The organism is Enterococcus silesiacus (genome assembly GCF_001886225.1).
Lineage (GTDB): Bacteria > Bacillota > Bacilli > Lactobacillales > Enterococcaceae > Enterococcus_L > Enterococcus_L silesiacus.
Map to the genome: position 1 here is coordinate 79,827 of NZ_JXLC01000005.1, position 17,363 is coordinate 97,189.

15 protein-coding genes and 1 CRISPR repeat array are annotated in these 17,363 nt (G+C 36.6%); of the genes, 1 reads left to right on the forward strand and 14 read right to left on the reverse strand.

Features of this window, described 5'->3' with window-relative positions; translation table 11 throughout:
* Window positions 1-37: 37 nt before the first annotated feature.
* The 13 genes from atpB to RV15_RS05000 all read right to left on the reverse strand — a co-directional run bounded on the left by atpB (window position 38) and on the right by RV15_RS05000 (window position 15,647).
* Window positions 38-754, reverse strand: a complete 717-nt coding sequence (gene atpB, locus RV15_RS04940; protein ID WP_034860381.1) for a F0F1 ATP synthase subunit A — start codon at window positions 752-754, stop codon at window positions 38-40.
* Window positions 755-1,095: 341 nt separating this feature from the next.
* On the reverse strand, window positions 1,096-1,560 hold the full coding sequence (smpB, locus tag RV15_RS04945; protein WP_071876948.1) for an SsrA-binding protein SmpB: 465 nt from the start codon (window positions 1,558-1,560) through the stop codon (window positions 1,096-1,098).
* Between the two features lie 17 nt (window positions 1,561-1,577).
* On the reverse strand, window positions 1,578-3,926 hold the full coding sequence (gene rnr / locus RV15_RS04950; protein ID WP_071876949.1) for a ribonuclease R: 2,349 nt from the start codon (window positions 3,924-3,926) through the stop codon (window positions 1,578-1,580).
* The gene (locus RV15_RS04955) at window positions 3,923-4,690 is read right to left on the reverse strand and encodes an alpha/beta hydrolase (RefSeq protein ID WP_071876950.1); all 768 of its coding nucleotides are present in this window, start codon (window positions 4,688-4,690) and stop codon (window positions 3,923-3,925) included. Before RV15_RS04955 ends, rnr begins: the two co-directional genes overlap by 4 nt.
* Window positions 4,691-4,831: 141 nt before the next feature.
* Window positions 4,832-5,068 (reverse strand): preprotein translocase subunit SecG, encoded by a 237-nt coding sequence (gene secG, locus RV15_RS04960; RefSeq protein ID WP_010765524.1) that lies wholly within the window; start codon window positions 5,066-5,068, stop codon window positions 4,832-4,834.
* Between the two features lie 152 nt (window positions 5,069-5,220).
* Window positions 5,221-5,496, reverse strand: coding sequence for a GNAT family N-acetyltransferase (locus RV15_RS04965; RefSeq protein WP_071876951.1), 276 nt, complete (start codon window positions 5,494-5,496; stop codon window positions 5,221-5,223).
* A gap of 2 nt (window positions 5,497-5,498) precedes the next feature.
* Complete coding sequence (locus tag RV15_RS04970) at window positions 5,499-5,771, reverse strand: (4Fe-4S)-binding protein (RefSeq protein ID WP_071876952.1); 273 nt, start codon at window positions 5,769-5,771, stop codon at window positions 5,499-5,501.
* Window positions 5,772-5,899: 128 nt separating this feature from the next.
* Window positions 5,900-7,690: a heavy metal translocating P-type ATPase gene (locus tag RV15_RS04975; RefSeq protein WP_071876953.1), complete on the reverse strand. Its 1,791-nt coding sequence runs from the start codon at window positions 7,688-7,690 to the stop codon at window positions 5,900-5,902.
* Window positions 7,691-7,887: 197 nt separating this feature from the next.
* Window positions 7,888-10,356, reverse strand: coding sequence for a cation-translocating P-type ATPase (locus RV15_RS04980; RefSeq protein WP_071876954.1), 2,469 nt, complete (start codon window positions 10,354-10,356; stop codon window positions 7,888-7,890).
* 324 nt (window positions 10,357-10,680) lie between these two features.
* Window positions 10,681-11,535: direct repeats of the CRISPR family, unit length 34 nt; unit sequence ATTTCAATCCACTCACTCTAGATTAGAGTGAGAC.
* A gap of 203 nt (window positions 11,536-11,738) precedes the next feature.
* Complete coding sequence (gene nadE, locus RV15_RS04985; RefSeq protein WP_071876955.1) at window positions 11,739-12,566, reverse strand: ammonia-dependent NAD(+) synthetase; 828 nt, start codon at window positions 12,564-12,566, stop codon at window positions 11,739-11,741.
* 540 nt (window positions 12,567-13,106) lie between these two features.
* Window positions 13,107-14,579, reverse strand: a complete 1,473-nt coding sequence (locus RV15_RS04990; protein ID WP_071876956.1) for a nicotinate phosphoribosyltransferase — start codon at window positions 14,577-14,579, stop codon at window positions 13,107-13,109.
* Between the two features lie 81 nt (window positions 14,580-14,660).
* Window positions 14,661-15,071, reverse strand: coding sequence for a GtrA family protein (locus tag RV15_RS04995; RefSeq protein ID WP_071876957.1), 411 nt, complete (start codon window positions 15,069-15,071; stop codon window positions 14,661-14,663).
* A 219-nt stretch (window positions 15,072-15,290) separates the two neighbouring features.
* Window positions 15,291-15,647, reverse strand: coding sequence for a DUF1827 family protein (locus RV15_RS05000; protein WP_071876958.1), 357 nt, complete (start codon window positions 15,645-15,647; stop codon window positions 15,291-15,293).
* 172 nt (window positions 15,648-15,819) lie between these two features.
* On the opposite strand from RV15_RS05000, the gene RV15_RS05005 reads away from it, so the two are divergent.
* The gene (locus tag RV15_RS05005) at window positions 15,820-16,575 is read left to right on the forward strand and encodes a MerR family transcriptional regulator (protein WP_071876959.1); all 756 of its coding nucleotides are present in this window, start codon (window positions 15,820-15,822) and stop codon (window positions 16,573-16,575) included.
* A 148-nt stretch (window positions 16,576-16,723) separates the two neighbouring features.
* Here RV15_RS05005 and RV15_RS05010 read toward each other — a convergent pair whose 3' ends face one another.
* The gene (locus RV15_RS05010) at window positions 16,724-17,359 is read right to left on the reverse strand and encodes a hypothetical protein (protein ID WP_174549267.1); all 636 of its coding nucleotides are present in this window, start codon (window positions 17,357-17,359) and stop codon (window positions 16,724-16,726) included.
* Window positions 17,360-17,363 lie beyond the last annotated feature (4 nt).

Consider the following 17,363-nt stretch of genomic DNA (forward strand, 5'->3'; position numbering starts at 1 on the left):
TTTTCCTCCTAAGAAATAGTTGTTTTTAATTTATTGTTTATTCTTCGACTTCAACTTTATGAGCCATGTAAACCATTGATAATGTGACAAAGATAAATGCTTGAATTCCACCGATAAATAATGAAAAGGCTAACCAGATCATTTCTAACGGTATTGCTAGTGGAATCGTCCAAAGTCCTACACTTGATACAAGTCCTGCAATCAGTCCAAGTAATACTTCACCAGCAAAAATGTTTCCGTATAAACGTAGCGCCAACGTAAGCAAGTTCGTAAATTCTTCCATCAACTTGATCGGCATTAGAAACGATACTGGACTTAAAAAGCTGTTTTTAAAATATCCTTTTAAGCCAAAACGACTAACACTGAAGAAATGTGTTAAAGCAATCATGATCAAGGCTAATGTCAAGGTAACCATCGGATCGGCTGTTGGGCTCTTCCAATACGTATAATCTCCGATTGCCACTTTGGTTACTAATCCAATAATATTAGCAACTAAAACGAACATGAACATCGTGAATGCTAGCAGGTGAAAATTTGTTACTTCTTTACTCGGCATATTGTCGGTAATGATACTTCGAACAAAATCAATGAGATACTCAATGACATTTTGTTTGCCTTTAGGTTTCATTTGTATATTCCTTGTGCAGTAATATACTATCCCAAAGACAATGACACATGTTAACAGAACCATTAAACAAATCGTTCCGTCAAACCAAATTGGCCCAATCTTGAAGAGTAGTGTCTTCTCTTCCAAATTTTTTCACCTCTTTTCCAACAAACTTGCGAGAAGCTTAAAAAGGCTTCTATTTCTTAACCACACGTATCATACCACCAACGATGAATAATTTCAAAAGAATTTCATGAAAATTGGACACTTCTTTTAATATGACAAAATAGTAAAAGAATAAAGTCTCACTGGTAATTGGTCGTACAATAGTTGGTTACTGAAAAAACGATGAAAACTCATCAGTTTCCTTACACTCTACCAAATTTTTCACATAAGATAAAGCAAAGAAAACAAATATGCGAAAAAGAATAAAATAACCACATAATCAATTTCTTTTCATTCAAAAAATTGACAATTCTCTTGATAAACTACCTTAAATTATTTTTTAACGTTCGGTCTATTTCACGATTGATTTCTTTGCGTTTCAAATCTTCCCGTTTATCGTATTGTTTTTTCCCTTTAGCTAGACCGATTAACACTTTGGCATAGCCATTACGGATATATACTTTTAACGGAATAATCGTGATTCCAGTATTTTTGGTCTCAGCAATCAGTTTGGCGATTTGTTTTTTGTGCAGTAATAATTTTCTTGTTCGTAAAGGATCATGATTAAAAATATTGCCCTGCTCATAGGGACTGATATGCACATTGAGCAGGTAAGCTTCGCCATTTCTGATTCTGGCAAAGCCATCTTTTAAGTTGATTCGTCCATTGCGGATCGACTTTATTTCAGTTCCTTGTAAAACAATTCCAGCTTCCATTGTATCAACAACAGTATAGTCATGCCGCGCTTTACGATTTTGGGCAATCAGTTTTCCTTCCCCTTTTGGCATACCCATTCCTCCGTTTTCTATTTTTTCTTCGGTTTCTTCGCTTTTTTCTTTTTGACTACTTCTTTATAAAATGGTTTTTTACCTTTTTTCTTGTTTTTCTTTTGTGTAAAAGGTTTCTTATCGGTATCTTTACGGTCAGAAGTTCGTTTTCGACGCCCATCTTGACGTTTCTTTTGTTTTGGCGCTTCAATTCTTTCGACTTCTTCAGCTTCAAGAAATTCAAAATCGATTTCTCTGGTTTCTGGATCGGCTTTGTCTACTCTAACTTTGACTTTTTGACCAATTTTCAAGGTCATTCCTGTTCGTTCGCCAACAAGCGCCATATGATTTTCAATAAAATGGAAATAATCTTGTTTCAAGTTATTGACGTGGATCAAGCCTTCAATTGTATTTGGTAATTCTACAAACAGGCCGAATCGAGTAACCGAACTAATAACGCCATCGTATTCCTCACCTATTTTATCAGCCATAAATTCTGCTTTCTTCATCGAATCGACTTCACGTTCTGTCTCAACTGCACGACGTTCCATTCTTGAGCTATGATCAGCAATATCTGGCAAATCCTGTTCCCATTTTTCTTTTAATTTTTCAGAGACATTTCCTTCATAACTGCGGATCAATCGATGAACGATCAAATCTGGATAACGACGGATCGGTGAGGTAAAGTGGGTATAGTATTCTGCAGCCAAACCATAGTGACCATAGTTATCCTCTGAGTAACGCGCTTGTTGCATACTACGCAGCAACATTGTATTGATTACAGCCTCTTCTGGCTTATCAACCACTTGCTCTAAAACCTTTTGTAAGTCTTTTGGTGTAATGTCGGCTTTAGTCCCTTTGACTAAAATGCCCAATACGGCAGCAAAATCAAAGAAACGTTGCATTTTTTCTTCTTTGGGTTGCTCGTGAATTCGGTAAATAAATGGTAATTTCAAGTCATTGAAATGCTTCGCTACGGTTTCATTTGCTGCTAGCATAAATGATTCGATCAAACGTTCCCCCACCCCACGTGTACGCAGTAAAATGTCATGTGGATGACCATTTGCGTCAACTAACACTTTTGCTTCACGGTCCTCAAACGAAATCGCACCACGATTTTCCCTCATGTGTTCAAGAATATGGTGAAGTTCCCCCATTTCTTTAAACATAGGAAGTAATTTTTTGTAACGTGTCATCGTTTCTGGTTTTTCTTCTTCTAAAATTTCATTAACTGCGGTATAGGTCATCCGCTCAGTTGTTTGAATCACGCTTTGGAAAATATCATGTTTCACGACATGACCTTCAGGCGTTATCTCCATTTCACAACTCATTGTGAGTCTTGGCACGTTAGGGTTTAATGAACAAATACCGTTCGATAATCGCTGTGGAATCATTGGTACAACACGGTCTGTTAAGTAAACACTAGTACCGCGTTCGTATGCTTCTTGATCTAACTCACTACTTTCTGTCACGTAATAAGAAACATCTGCGATATGAACGCCTAAGAAATAGTGGCCATTGTCTAACTTACGGACAGTCACTGCGTCATCTAAGTCCTTAGCGTCTTCACCATCGATCGTTACGATCAATTGATCACGTAAGTCTCTACGGCCTTTGATATCCATCTCTGAGATTGCATCAGGCACCTTGTCGGCTTCGGCGATCACTTCATCTGGAAAACTTGTTGGAATCCCATGAGCCACGACAATCGACAAGATATCCATGCCAGGATCATTTTTATGGCCAACCACTTTTTTGACGATCCCTTCCAAACTCTTTGGATATTCTTTTTCAGGGTAGTGAGTCACTTCTACGATCACGATACTACCGTCAACGGGTTTGATTCCTTGAGCGGCAATATTAAACGTTAAACCTGTCATTTTTTTATCTTTTGGCACCGCATATCCGTATAGATCTGTTTCACTCACTTCTTTTTCATCATAGGCGATAAATTCACCAACGACTTGCGTGATTGCACGCGTTTTGATTGCTGCGACTTTCCCTTCAGCACCGCGATCTGAAAAAGCATCTGCCGGCTGAACGATGTCAATGACAACAATATCGCCATCCATTGCAAAATTTACAGCTTCTTTTGGAATATAGACATCGGCTTCTTCTGGATCGATTGTCACAAAGCCAAAGCCTCGTTCATTTGCACGAAAAGTCCCTTCAATGTCACCACTTTTTTGTGGTAAACGGATTTTTCCTTTTTTAGTGAATTCTACTGATTTTTCCCGTTCCATCGTCGCAACGGTTTGAACAAGTAATTTAAAATCTGAGCTTTTTTGCAGTTGTAAGCCTTCTGCAATTTCTTCCATAGAAAAACTCTTTTTCGTATGATTTTCTAGGAAAAATAGGATTTTCTCCTTGATTGTTTGTTTTGTCATTCTTTCTCCTCACTCCAAGACAGTGTATTTAAAAATGCTAACACATCTTGTTCTAATTGTTTATGATCTGGTCCAATCGTCAGAACATGTCCGCTATTTGGATACCAGTTTAATGTAAATCGTGTCTGGGTTAGTGCTTGAGCGGTCTGATAAACGCCCATAGGATCGATCATTTCATCTTTGCCAGCCTGTCCCATAAAGACGGGAACTTCGATTTGATCAAGTTTTGCGGCTATTTGTTCAGAATAAGATTCAATGTCTTTTAATTGACTATAAGATGCTTCTTTGATTTTCCCCATACGCTGCGTTCGTTCTTCACTTGGCACACCAGCCGTTTTCAAGACTTTATCTGCATACAAGACAAAATTTTCAGGTACGTTGTTTTTTACTGGAAAAACGGGTGAACAGAAAAAACCACCACCGATAATTCCTTCTAATTGACTTGTTAATGCGCCCATCGTAAAAATACCACCCATTGATAAACCAAAGACGGCTATCTCTTGATACCCTTTTCCCTTTAAAAACTGTACAGCATCAATTGTGTCTTGCCACCAGTCACTAGTCGATTTCCCCAAAATATCTTCTGGTGCAACCGTTGCATGTCCAGAAAAATTAGGTGAATACACCGTATAATTTTCTTTTTCTAAATAACGACTCAACATACGAACATCGTTACTACTGCCTGAATACGCGTGCAAGAGTAATACTGCACGGGAACCATTTTGCGTAAATAATGGTTTAGGTAGACTTATTGTTTTCACTATCTAATTCACCTCATCCTCATTTTAGCACATTATCTATTGAAAGCCTTATGAAAAGAAAGTTGTTTCAAGAACTTTTCACAGATAGTAGTCAATTTTTTTAAAAGAAAAAAGCCTCTCCGTAAACGAGAGACTTCAAAGAGCTTACTTTGATGATAATAATACTAAAATAAATAATAGTAACATCCAAACAGCACCAATAATTGCTGTTGCACGTTGCATAACAGCTTCAAATCCGCGTGCTTTTTGTTTACCGAAAAGTTTATCTGCGCCACCTGTAAATGCACTTGCTGCACTGTTTTGTTTACTTGGCTGCATCATAACGGCAATAACCATCACTACTGAAAGGATGATCACAAGTGTTAAAATAAAATTATACATAGTCTAATTCTCCCTTATTCACAAAATACATCTATTATACTTTAGCATATTTTTTGTACAAATACCAGTTGTATTTGCAAAACGAGAATGTTTCAACTAAATTATACGAAAAAATGACCTGTGTTTCCTCATTCAAGCACAGGTCATTTTCATCACGTTCTTAATACATCACTATATTCAGATTTTGTATCAAATTCTTTTTTGGCAAAGGGGCATAGTGGAATTATCTTTTTCCCTTCACGACGGGCTTTTTCTACACCGTTATAGACTAGTTTTTCTGCTAATTTTTGCCCTCTGTAGGTCGGATCAACAAATGTATGATCGATAATCATCATGTGATCTCCTGCGTTGGACCAAGTCATTTCACCAATTTCTTGGTCGTCATCGTTTAATAACACAAAACGATTTTTTTCTTCTTTGATTTCCATCCTTATTTTCCATCCTTTCGAATGTATTTTAGTGCTCCGCTAGGGCACGTATTAATTACTTGAATGTCCTCTTCAATACTACCATTATCAGCAATGATCCACGGGCGGCGTCCTACTTCAAATACGTTTGGATTCCCTCGAACACAATTGCCAATATGCACACATACATCTTTGTTATAGTAAATATCCAGATCCTCACCTAAGTATTTACGATACCCTTGCTCTGTCAGCATTTCTTCTGTGACACTTTGGTTATTTACTTTGCTGCCATCCATATTTTTCCTCCTCAAACTATAAAATTACAGTCATTTTTTTATTCTTTAGTCAAGTTGATTTTAACAATTAAAAATGGACGTTGCAACTATCTTTACTCTTGCACATCGGTCGTATAGAAAGAGTCGTTTTAATCATTTTTAGCTCGTAACGAAGAAAGAATAGAGACAGTATCCACCACTTCTTGTAAAATCGCACCTAATAAGGCTGGAATAATCCCTGTGCTAGCGATCAACATCAAGATCGTACAAATCAGAATACCGATCAACACAGATTGTTTAGCGATTTTCATTGTGTCTTTAGAAATAGCCACTGCCGTACTAACTTTTTCTAAGTCATCTTTTAAGATCACAGCATCAGCCGTCTCACTTGCTGCAGTAGCTCCGCGAGCCCCCATTGCGATTCCCACATCTGCAATTGCCAAAGAAGGTGCATCGTTTACTCCATCCCCGACCATTATCACAGGACGATCAGCATTAACTATTTTCTTTAATACATTAATTTTGTCTTGAGGTAAGCACTCTGCATAGACTTCCGTGATGCCGACTTCTTTTGCGATATCATCGGCAACTTTTTGATGATCTCCAGTCAACATCAATAAGTGATTTACATGCAATGTTTGCAATTGATCCATTGTTTTCTTTGCTTCTGGACGAATGCTATCATTAAAAGTGATATAGCCTAGAAATTGTTCATCTTCGGAAACATATACAGCAGTTTGGTCCACTGTATCTTCAATTTTTTTTGGTGACACAAATGCTGGTTTCCCGACACGAACTACTTTTCCTTCAATCGTTGCTTTTACGCCGGATCCTGTTATTTCTTCTAATTCTGACACATTTTTCAAGCTTTGTGCTGATGAAAAATGAGCTACCAGAGAACGTGCCAATATATGGCTAGATTCTTGTTCAGCACTTGCCGCTAAAAGTTCTAACTGATCGGCTGAAAAACCATTAGCAGGAACAATCTTATCCACTGATAATTCTCCTTTAGTGATGGTTCCAGTCTTGTCAAAGGCAATTGATTTAGCACTCGCCATTTTTTCTAAAGTAGTTCCTGTCTTTACAACGATTCCATTTCGACTTGAACGGCTCATACCAGCAACTAAAGCAATCGGTGCCGCCAATATCAACGGACATGGGGAAGCTACAACTAAAACCTCAGCAAACCGGGTTGGGTCCTTTGAAATAAACCAAGCAACACCTGCAATGACATAAGCTGTAATTGTAAATGGCACCGCGTATCGATCAGCCATCCGAACAAAACGGGCAGGCTGTGCTTCTGATTCTTTCACAAGCTTAACGATTGTTTGATACTGACTATTTGCCGCCGTTTTTTCAGCCCTCATCGTTAACGAATTGTCACCATTGATCGAACCAGACATGACTAAATCGTCTACATTTTTATTGACAGGACGAGATTCACCAGTCAAAGATGATTCGTCAACAGTTGATGTACCACTAACGACACGACCATCGACTGGGATTATTTCTCCCGGTTTGACAACTAGCTGATCGCTAACAATAACTTTTTCCACCGCAATGTCGATCAGATTTCCCTCAACTAGCTGATGGGCTTTTTGCGGTGAATTATCAAGTAGTGATTTTAATTCTTTATTGGCTTTTTTAGCTGCATAATCTTCAAGCGAATCGCCACCAGTCAACATAATCAAAATCATTAAACTCGCCCAGTATTCCCCGACAGCCAAGGTTGCAACGATTGCTGTGATTGCTAAAATATCAACACCGTATCTACCTGATTTCAATGTTTTCACCATTTCTACCAACATCGACAACGCCATAACCGAACCAGTGATAATGATGATCCCGTAGGCAACAGCCGATTGATTAAAAATAAATTCAAATAATAATGCTAAAATTCCTGTTATGACAGTAATCACCAATTTGATTAAATGCTTCATTTATACTCACTCCTTTTAAACACAGTGATCTCTTTCTTAAGACTACTCCTCGTGGAAGAAATAACAAAGCCAAAGCCCCTAAATGAAAATGATTGTCATTCTTTATACACAAAATAAGACGAGGCTGGGACATAACTCTACGAGTCACATTCCAGCCTCAAGGAATCAAGATACTTTTGTCTAATAACTGTAATCATTTAAATCACGCGCTTCTTCTTTTTGACTGTTCTATTTTCTTGTCTTTTTTCAACTTCATAGACTGCTCTTGTCATAAAGAGTGAGATATAGTTAAAGATAGAGCGACTACCTAGAATCAATGGTAGATAAAAGAAAACATTTCGGGTAAACAATGACGTTAGCATAAAGAACTCACCGAAAAATAGGAAACAAACTAGAAAAGCGACTAGTAAAAGACCAATCATGATCTGTTTTTTTAAATCCAACGGTCGAGCTGCTCGAAGTAACACTTGAAATCCGACACAGCCTGTAAGTAACACGCACATTGTAGAGACTTCTTGATGCGATAGATCAAACCAAATACCAGCAATTTGCAGCACTAAAATATTAAACACAACCGTTAAAGCACCAGGAACTGAAATTTTCAATATATTGGTTAAAAAATGACCCTTGATTCGTTGATAATTAGGCTCTAGCGCCAAAATAAAGGAAGGTATTCCGACTGTTAAGGTATTGATTGGTGTTAACTGCAACGGGGCAAAGGGATAGGGTAAGAATAAAAAGATAAAGCTTACAGCCAAAATAGCTGAATAGATTGTTTTTACCATATACATTGAAGCAACACGCTCAATATTATTGATGACTCTACGCCCCTCATTTAATACTTGAATCATTGAACTGAAATCAGAATTCAGCAAAACAACATCCGACACCGCACGGGCAGCATCACTGCCACTGGCCATGGCTACACTGACATCCGCTTCTCTCAAGGAAAGAATATCGTTGACACCGTCACCCGTCATACAAGTCGTATGACCATTTTGTTTCAGTGCTTGGATCAACTCTCTTTTTTGGTAGGGAGTTACTCGGCCAAAAACAGTCGTATTTTCTACTAATTCATTAAAGTTTGCTGAATCAGAAATAGTGCTCATATCAACAAAATTTTCAGCACCATCTATGCCGGCTTGTTTGGCGATTTGAGACACAGTTATGGGATTATCACCAGAAATAACTTTTAGGGTTACATCTTGTTTGGAAAAATAAGAAAAGGTATCCACTGCATTTTCTCGAATCGTATCGGCAATAATGAAAATCCCAACCGTTTCTTTTTTTGAGGGTAATTCAGGACTTTTTAATTCTTCTGGAAAATGAACTAAAATCAGGACACGGTCTCCTTGCTCATTGTATGGCGCCAACTTTTCTTGTAAGTCTTCTGGAACTTTAGAATATATAAATTCAGGCGCCCCCATGACAAATGAGCCTTTTTCTTCAAACGTCACCCCACTCCACTTTCGATCAGAAGAAAAAGGAATCACTTCTTTGACTTTCCAAGTAGATTGGGACAATGGAAACCTTGTTCTAAGAACTTTTGCTGTCGCATTTTGATCAGACAAGCCTAGCATCATTTCACCCATCGCACGTTCAACTTCACTTGCTGGAAAACCAGCTTGTGGAATCAATTCTTTAAAAGTTAAAGTGCCGTCAGTGATCGTTCCAGTTTTATCTAAGCAAATCGTATCGACTCGAGCAAGCGTTTCAATACAAGACAGGCGTTGGATCAATGTTTTTTTTCTAGCTAGGTTTGCTGCACCAACGGCAAATGCCACACTAGTCAATAACATTAGTCCTTCTGGAATCATACTAATCAAGGCACCAGAAACACCTAAAACTGTTTTAGGAAACGACTGTGTCGATTGGTATTGTGACCAAAACAATAGTAAACCAATTGGGACAATCGCAAACGTTAGTCCTTTTATTAACAGATTCAGAGAATTCATTAATTCAGAGGTTGATTGCTTTTCTGTTTTTGCTTCTTTTGACAGCTTAGAAACAAAATTATCTTCTCCAACAGCAGAGATTTTAACAAAGCCTAAGCCTGATGTGATAAAACTACCGCTCATGATTTTATCACCATTTTGCTTTGTGATTTTATCAGATTCTCCCGTTAGTAAAGACTCGTCAACCTCCATCCCATCAGCTTGCAGTACAATTCCATCAGATGGCACTTGATTGCCCAAGGTCAAGACTAAGACATCCCCTAAAACGATCTCATCTTGAAAAATCTTTACTAACCGCCCTTCTCGCAGTGCAGTAACTTCTGTTTTATTGACAATTGATAATTTATCGATCGTTTTTTTAGCATGTATTTCTTGAATCACACCAATTGCTGTATTAATGATGATGATCCAAAAAAATAGTGCATTCTTCGGATATCCTACAGCAAAAACTGCAACTGCCAGAAATAAATTGATAAAATTGAACAAAGTTAGTGAGTTATCTAGAATAATCTGTTTTGTTGTTCTAGACAAATCTTCTACTTCTTTGTTGTATTTTCCTTCTGCGTAAAGCTGTTCTACCTCTCTATCAGATAAGCCAGTGATATTAGCTGGTATCCTAATATCATTATTATTTATCGTTTGTGCTTTTTCTTCAGATGAAAGAAACTCCTCATTATCGATATCTCTTTTTTTCCTGAATAATTTTTTCATATTTTCATTCACCTTTTTCTTGCTATAGTTACGTTTATTGTAGAGTAATTCACCGATTATTGTAGATTACTAGTTTAAGTTTACACTTTTTTTAACCATTTGAACAAAATGAAGGTATTTTAAATTGAAAATAGGTATAAAAAAAAGGCCATTTTTCTAGCCATTCTTTTTGTTCATTTCGATTTATTTAAGTCTAGTTACTTTAGATTGGAGCGAGAACTTTGTATTGATTCACATTTACCTGTTACTACGATATTTTGATCGTGTCTCACTCTAGATTAGAGTGAGACCGTTTATATTCACGTCCAAAGCTTCAGCGATCAAATTTCAATCCACTCACTCTAGATTAGAGTGAGACGGAGCAACGACATCAAATCAAAAAGTAACACTTGTTATTTCAATCCACTCACTCTAGATTAGAGTGAGACGCTGCTAATCGATTAAACGATGGGCAGAAAAAAATTTCAATCCACTCACTCTAGATTAGAGTGAGACTGACACAAACAAAGACACTAAAACACACCTATTATTTCAATCCACTCACTCTAGATTAGAGTGAGACAAAAAGGATACTTGATTGCATTTGGTAGAGAGAAATTTCAATCCACTCACTCTAGATTAGAGTGAGACAAGTAGAGTTGGCTCCAATGGTCGAGTGGGTACAATTTCAATCCACTCACTCTAGATTAGAGTGAAACCTGAACAAATGTTAGAGGATATAGAGCGGATTAAGATTTCAATCCACTCACTCTAGATTAGAGTGAGACAATTTATGTTCAAGTAAAAACACAAGGTGATTATATTTCAATCCACTCACTCTAGATTAGAGTGAGACGTCATGGCAATGCTAAAACACCAAAGTATTTTACTGCTATTTCAATCCACTCACTCTAGATTAGAGTGAGACGAGGAGGAATAAAAATGAGTAAACCATATACAACAATTTCAATCCACTCACTCTAGATTAGAGTGAGACGCGGAATTTATCAACTTAAAAAGAAAGATCTATATTTCAATCCACTCACTCTAGATTAGAGTGAGACTCACAAGAAGTTTGCGGAAAAACGGACAGAAAAAATTTCAATCCACTCACTCTAGATTAGAGTGAGACTCGAATGTTAAACCAGTTGAGAGTGCGATTTCTGATTTCAATCCACTCACTCTAGATTAGAGTGAGACCGTGAAAAAACAAAAATAACAGTCAAAAACTTACTATATCTACTATTTCTTCACGTAAATCTATACAACCATTAAAATAAAATGAGAAAAACAGCTTAATTATGCTCTTTTTCGCTCTTTTTTTGGTGCGGATCTCCCAGTGTTTTTATGGGCACTTAGGGTCCGCACCAAACGATCCCTTACCTTTTTGAACTTTTAAAGGCTTACTTCCAGAAGTCATCAAAAATGGAAATCGGCATATGGCGTTTATGTTGGGTCTTTTTATACCAACCTTCAATCGTTTCCTTTGCTGGTTCAGATACTTTTTTCCCTTCAACATAGTCATCGATATCATCATAGGTCACACCAAGCGCAACTTCATCTGCCAACAATGGTTTATCATCTTCTAAATCAGCAGTTGGGATCTTTGTATACAATTCAGCAGGTGAGCCCAATTCTTTCAATAAGGCTTTTCCTTGACGCTTATTTAAGCGATATAACGGTAAAATATCAGCACCACCGTCTCCATATTTTGTATAAAAACCAGTAATATTTTCAGCAGCGTGATCCGTTCCAATCACAGCGCCTGCTTTTGCTCCAGCAATCGCATATTGAACGATCATCCGTTGCCGTGCCTTCATATTGCCTTTATTGAAATTATTAATCGAAACACCAGACTCCTCAAGTGAAAGAACACCTGCATCGATAGCAGGTTTGATATTAACTCGTAAAGAAACATCCGGCTGAATAAAATCTAGGGCTTTTTTAGCATCCGCTTCATCCACCTGTTCACCGTAAGGCAAACGCACAGCAATAAACTGATACTCATCATCTTTCGTTTCCTGACGCATTTCCTCCATTGTTAGCTGAGCCAGTCGTCCAGCTAAAGTGGAATCCTGACCGCCACTAATACCAAGTACAAAGGTTTTTAAAAATGGATATTTATATAAGTAATTTTTCATAAAATCAACACTTTTTCGAATTTCTTCTTGCGGATCGATTTGTGGTTTGACACCTAATTCTTCAATAATTGCCTGTTGCAGTGACTCCATATAAAATCCCTCCTAATTTAAAAGCGGAACAAATCGGTTAATCCTGTAGAAAATTAGGAAATTGGTACTGAAACGTTCTTTGTTTCATTGCCAATTTATCTATTTTCCTAAGGATTGATTTGTGTAGCTAGATAATTTAAAAGCATAGCAGGCTCGGTCGGCTCTGACTGAAAAATAGGAAATTATGACTGAGGTGCTTTTTACCTCATTCATAATTTATCTTTTTTCCGAGAGACTAGCCCATGCAGCTAGATAACATTAAAAGCATAGCAGACTCGTTTAACTCCGACTGGAAAATAGGAAAAATCGATTGTGGTGCTTTTTACCACAAACTATTTTTATCTTTTTCCCAAGGAATTAGCCCGCGTAGCTAGATAACATACGGTAAAAACGTTCCGCTTCGCTTCACTGTGTTTCAAAACAAAAGCGGAACAAACCGGTTAATCCTGTAGAAAATTAGGAAATTGGTACTGAAACGATCTTTGTTTCATTGCCAATTTATCTATTTCCATAAGAATTGATTTGTTTAGTTAGGTATATCTATTTGCCTTCACTTAATGCTTTGACATCCACACGAACTTTTTCAAGTAAACGCATTTTATGATTCCAACACTCAGTTGATAGATCGACTGGGTATTTTTGCGGATTAAGATCACGTTTATACTCTTCCCAAAGTGAATCAAGATTTTCTTTTGCGTAGCTTTTGATTTCTTTTAAAGTTGGCATTTCATACACTCGTTTTCCTTCAACAAAAATATCTTGTAACACCGCTCTAGCTTCAAAATCTCTGACTGTTTTATTGATAAATGTATGCACTGGATGGAACATATAAATCTCCTCTTGTTTGCGAGGATCTTCATCCCACAGTGTCACATAATCACCTTCAGATTTCTTATCTGATTTACGTGTGATGCGCCATACTTGTTTTTTCCCAGGTGTTGTAACTTTTTCGGCATTGCTAGAAAGTTTGATGGTATCTTTCATCTGACCATCTTTATCTTCGATCGAAACTAATTTAAACACAGCCCCTAAAGCCGGTTGATCATAGGCCGTGATCAATTTCGTTCCAACACCCCAAACGTCGATTTTAGCTTTTTGCATTTTTAAACTTAAAATCGTATTTTCGTCTAGGTCATTTGAGGCGTAGATTTTAGCTTCGGTGTATCCCGCTTCGTCTAATTGTTCACGCACTCGTTTTGAAATATACGCCATATCGCCACTATCAAGACGTACACCGAGGAAATTGATTTTATCGCCCATTTCCTTCGCTACCCGGATTGCTCCTGGTACTCCAGATTTCAAGGTGTCATAGGTATCAACTAAAAAGACACAATCCTTATGCGTTTGTGCATATGCTGTAAAAGCATCATAATCATTTCCATATGACTGTACTAATGAATGTGCATGCGTTCCGCTAACTGGAATACCGAAAACTTTACCAGCTCGAACATTACTTGTCGCATCAGCTCCGCCAATGTATGCTGCCCGAGTGCCCCAAACAGCCGCATCCAATTCTTGGGCACGACGAGTTCCAAATTCCATCAAAGGATCATCTCCAATGACAGATTTGATTCGTGCCGCTTTTGTTGCAATTAGGGTTTGGAAATTGACCATATTCAACAGAGCCGTTTCGATCAGCTGACATTGCGCTAAAGGACCTTCTACCTGGATCAACGGTTCATTATTAAAAACTAAGTCCCCTTCTAAAGCAGAACGAACAGTACATTTAAATTCAAACTCTTTTAAGTAAGTCAAAAAATCCTCTGGGTAGTTTTCTACTTCTCTCAGATAGGCAATATCCGTATCTGTAAATGTTAAATTCTCTAAATAATCGACCAACCGCTCTAAACCAGCAAAAATAGCATAGCCATGATTAAAAGGCATCTCTCGAAAATAACATTCAAAAACAGAATGTAAATCGGCCCTTCCTAATTTCCAATACGTCTGCATCATGTTGATTTGGTATAAATCCGTATGTAATGTTAAACTATCATCCTTGTATACTTTTTTCATCTCAATATGCCATCCTTTGTCTTTTCTAGAATTTTAATTTTTATTATAACAAATAACTATTTTTTTAACTAAAAACTGGTTTTAAGATGCTTTTTTCTTGAAAATAAAAAATTTACTGAAAAAGTAATTCAATACAACTACTGCAACTTGTGTTACCATTTTTGCCCAAAAATCGGAGATATGCATCACTTCTATCATTAAAACCATCAATGCCATGTCAACGACAAATGATAGTACTCGGTACCAGTAAAACAGCAACATCTCTCTAATAAAAGAGCCCATATCTTCATGATTGCTGGCAAATACAAAATATTTATTAGTAAAGAATGCAAACAATACTGATAAAAACCAACCGATTGCATTACTTATTTTATAGTCGATTCCTAATACATCCTTACAAACAAAGAAAATCACTATATTAACAATCGTTGTTGCCACACCAAAAACTAAATAAGAAATCACTTCTTTATATTTATGAAATAATTCTTTCAACGTCCACGCTTCCCTTCGTTCCTTTTCCTATTTTATCAAATATAAGATAGAAATCATACTGATTTTCTAGTTTCTCGTCATTGATTATTGAATCTCTTCCATGAGTTCCTAACAAAGCCGCTTATTATCGCTCAATCACTTGATTGTACTATCCTATTTTAAAAACTAAAAACCCTTGAAAAATTGATGATTCAACTTTTCCAAGGATTTTAATTATTTTTAAGACGGATCAACAGTCTTTTGAATCACAATAATATCTTTTCTAGGAGCGCTAAAAGAATAGCCTTTTTGCTGCATTTCGTTTTTTACACCGATATTGACAGTTACTTCTTCTCGCGTCGTATTTAAAAGTTTTTTGATCACATAATCAACTTCTTTTTTGGTAATCTTCTTTTTAGTATTGATCATGATGATGTCGATTTTATCAAATGCATCAGCATAGACAATTTGAGTACGGTCTAGTGCATATAATTTAAAAAATTTAATCGCTTTTGTACCAAAAACGAACTTCGTAATATTTGGATAAAAATATTCTAAGTCTAAATTCCTGTTGATTGGTGTTTCGATTAATTTCATTCTACCAGCTCCTTGTTTATTTAACTTTGCTCCTAATAGCTTTACATAAAAATTTTACTCTTTCATAGACACTTTGTAAATCAAAAAATAAAATTTATGTTATCCTATAAAAAAAGTCTTGACCTTAACGTTAAGTAAAGGTTTATGCTAGTTTCATACAGGAGGAAAACAGATGGAATACACAATCAAAAAAATTGCTGAATTATCTGGCATCAGCACTCGAACATTGCGTTATTATGACGAAATCGATCTTTTAAAACCTGCGCGTATCAATACTTCTGGTTATCGCATTTATGGAACAAAGGAAATTGACAAGCTGCAGCAGATTCTTTTTTACCGTTCATTAGATTTGAAGCTAGAAGCGATCCAAAAACTACTAAATACACCAAACTATGATCCAAAACACGTGTTACAGGATCATTATCGTCAATTATTGGACAAACGTCAGCAGATCGATCATCTGATCCTCACTGTAGAAAAAACATTACGTTATCAAAAAGGAGAAATCACTATGACTGACAAAGAAAAATTTGTAGGACTAAAACAAAAAAAACTACAAGAAAATGAACAACAATATGGCAAAGAAATACGTGAAAAATATGGGGAGAAAATGGTGGAGGCATCTAATCAAAAGTGGCTGGATCTAAGTGAAGAAGACTATAGCAGAATGGAAGCCGCTGAAAAAGAAATACTTGAAGCATTAAAAATCGTGATGAACACCAAAGAATACCAATCGAAAGAAGCAGAAACCGTCTTTTTTAAGCATAAGGAATGGCTACAATACACTTCTCCCACCTATTCAGTTGAAATGCACAAAGGTCTGGGACAAATGTATGTTGGCGATGAACGATTTGCAGCTTACTATGATAAACGAGCAGGAAAATCTGCTGCTCAAACATTAAATCAAATTATTCAACATTTTGCATAATAGACAAGCGATTACGAGCTTAGTATGATTTAAGGTGTCTGAGAGGTAACTTTTCCAGTTACCTCTCAGACACCTTAAAATCTAAATAGTGATAAAAAAAGTAGCTATTGATTGCTTGTAAACTATCCTCAATACTTTTTTTTGCTTTCTACAATGTCCCTAAATAGGCCAGACCAAATAAAATCAGTAGAAAAATCGTTAAAGCCGCCGATTTAAGTCTTCGTTTTCTCTGTTTTGCAATAAAATTAGCATTTTTTAAACGCTCTTGCTTATAGCTATCAGAGTGTTTGATTTGCGTAATATCATAATAAAAAAATTGCAGAGGCTGTTCCAGCATCGTCTCATCTAATCCATCTGTATAGCCAACCAACAATGTATATTGTCTGATTTTTGATGGGAAATTTCTACTATTCTTCTTTTTTAACTTCACAAATAACTCTTGATCGCCTAAAAAATAATAAGATTGATCATCTTCCTGAATTTCGATCGACTCCATTTTCTGAAATTCATCTGGCAGTTGCGTCTTGATCCGCTGAAAATAGGCGTCAAAAACTTCTGCACGTATATAGCGAAATAAATAGACAACTACGCCTGCCTCAATCAAAAACAATGTCACTAATAACCATCTAATAAGTGCTTCAGATAAACCGACCCCAACAGCCGTTACCAACATGACGGCAAGCAGAAAGAATAAATATTTTTGGTAATGTTTCATGTATAACTGCCTGATTCCCGATTGATAATACTCTAAATCATGTTCAACATTCTTTTTTATTTCGTTCATTGTT

Coding starts and splice junctions, on each gene's coding strand:
- smpB (WP_071876948.1), bottom strand. CDS start 1,560: ATGCCAAAAGGGGAAGGAAAACTGATTGCCCAAAATCGTAAAGCGCGG.
- nadE (WP_071876955.1), bottom strand. CDS start 12,566: ATGGAGTCACTGCAACAGGCAATTATTGAAGAATTAGGTGTCAAACCA.
- RV15_RS04965 (WP_071876951.1), bottom strand. CDS start 5,496: ATGGAAATCAAAGAAGAAAAAAATCGTTTTGTGTTATTAAACGATGAC.
- RV15_RS05000 (WP_071876958.1), bottom strand. CDS start 15,647: ATGAAATTAATCGAAACACCAATCAACAGGAATTTAGACTTAGAATAT.
- RV15_RS05005 (WP_071876959.1), top strand. CDS start 15,820: ATGGAATACACAATCAAAAAAATTGCTGAATTATCTGGCATCAGCACT.
- secG (WP_010765524.1), bottom strand. CDS start 5,068: ATGTATAATTTTATTTTAACACTTGTGATCATCCTTTCAGTAGTGATG.
- rnr (WP_071876949.1), bottom strand. CDS start 3,926: ATGACAAAACAAACAATCAAGGAGAAAATCCTATTTTTCCTAGAAAAT.
- RV15_RS04975 (WP_071876953.1), bottom strand. CDS start 7,690: ATGAAGCATTTAATCAAATTGGTGATTACTGTCATAACAGGAATTTTA.
- RV15_RS04980 (WP_071876954.1), bottom strand. CDS start 10,356: ATGAAAAAATTATTCAGGAAAAAAAGAGATATCGATAATGAGGAGTTT.
- RV15_RS04970 (WP_071876952.1), bottom strand. CDS start 5,771: ATGGATGGCAGCAAAGTAAATAACCAAAGTGTCACAGAAGAAATGCTG.
- RV15_RS05010 (WP_174549267.1), bottom strand. CDS start 17,359: ATGAACGAAATAAAAAAGAATGTTGAACATGATTTAGAGTATTATCAA.
- RV15_RS04990 (WP_071876956.1), bottom strand. CDS start 14,579: ATGAAAAAAGTATACAAGGATGATAGTTTAACATTACATACGGATTTA.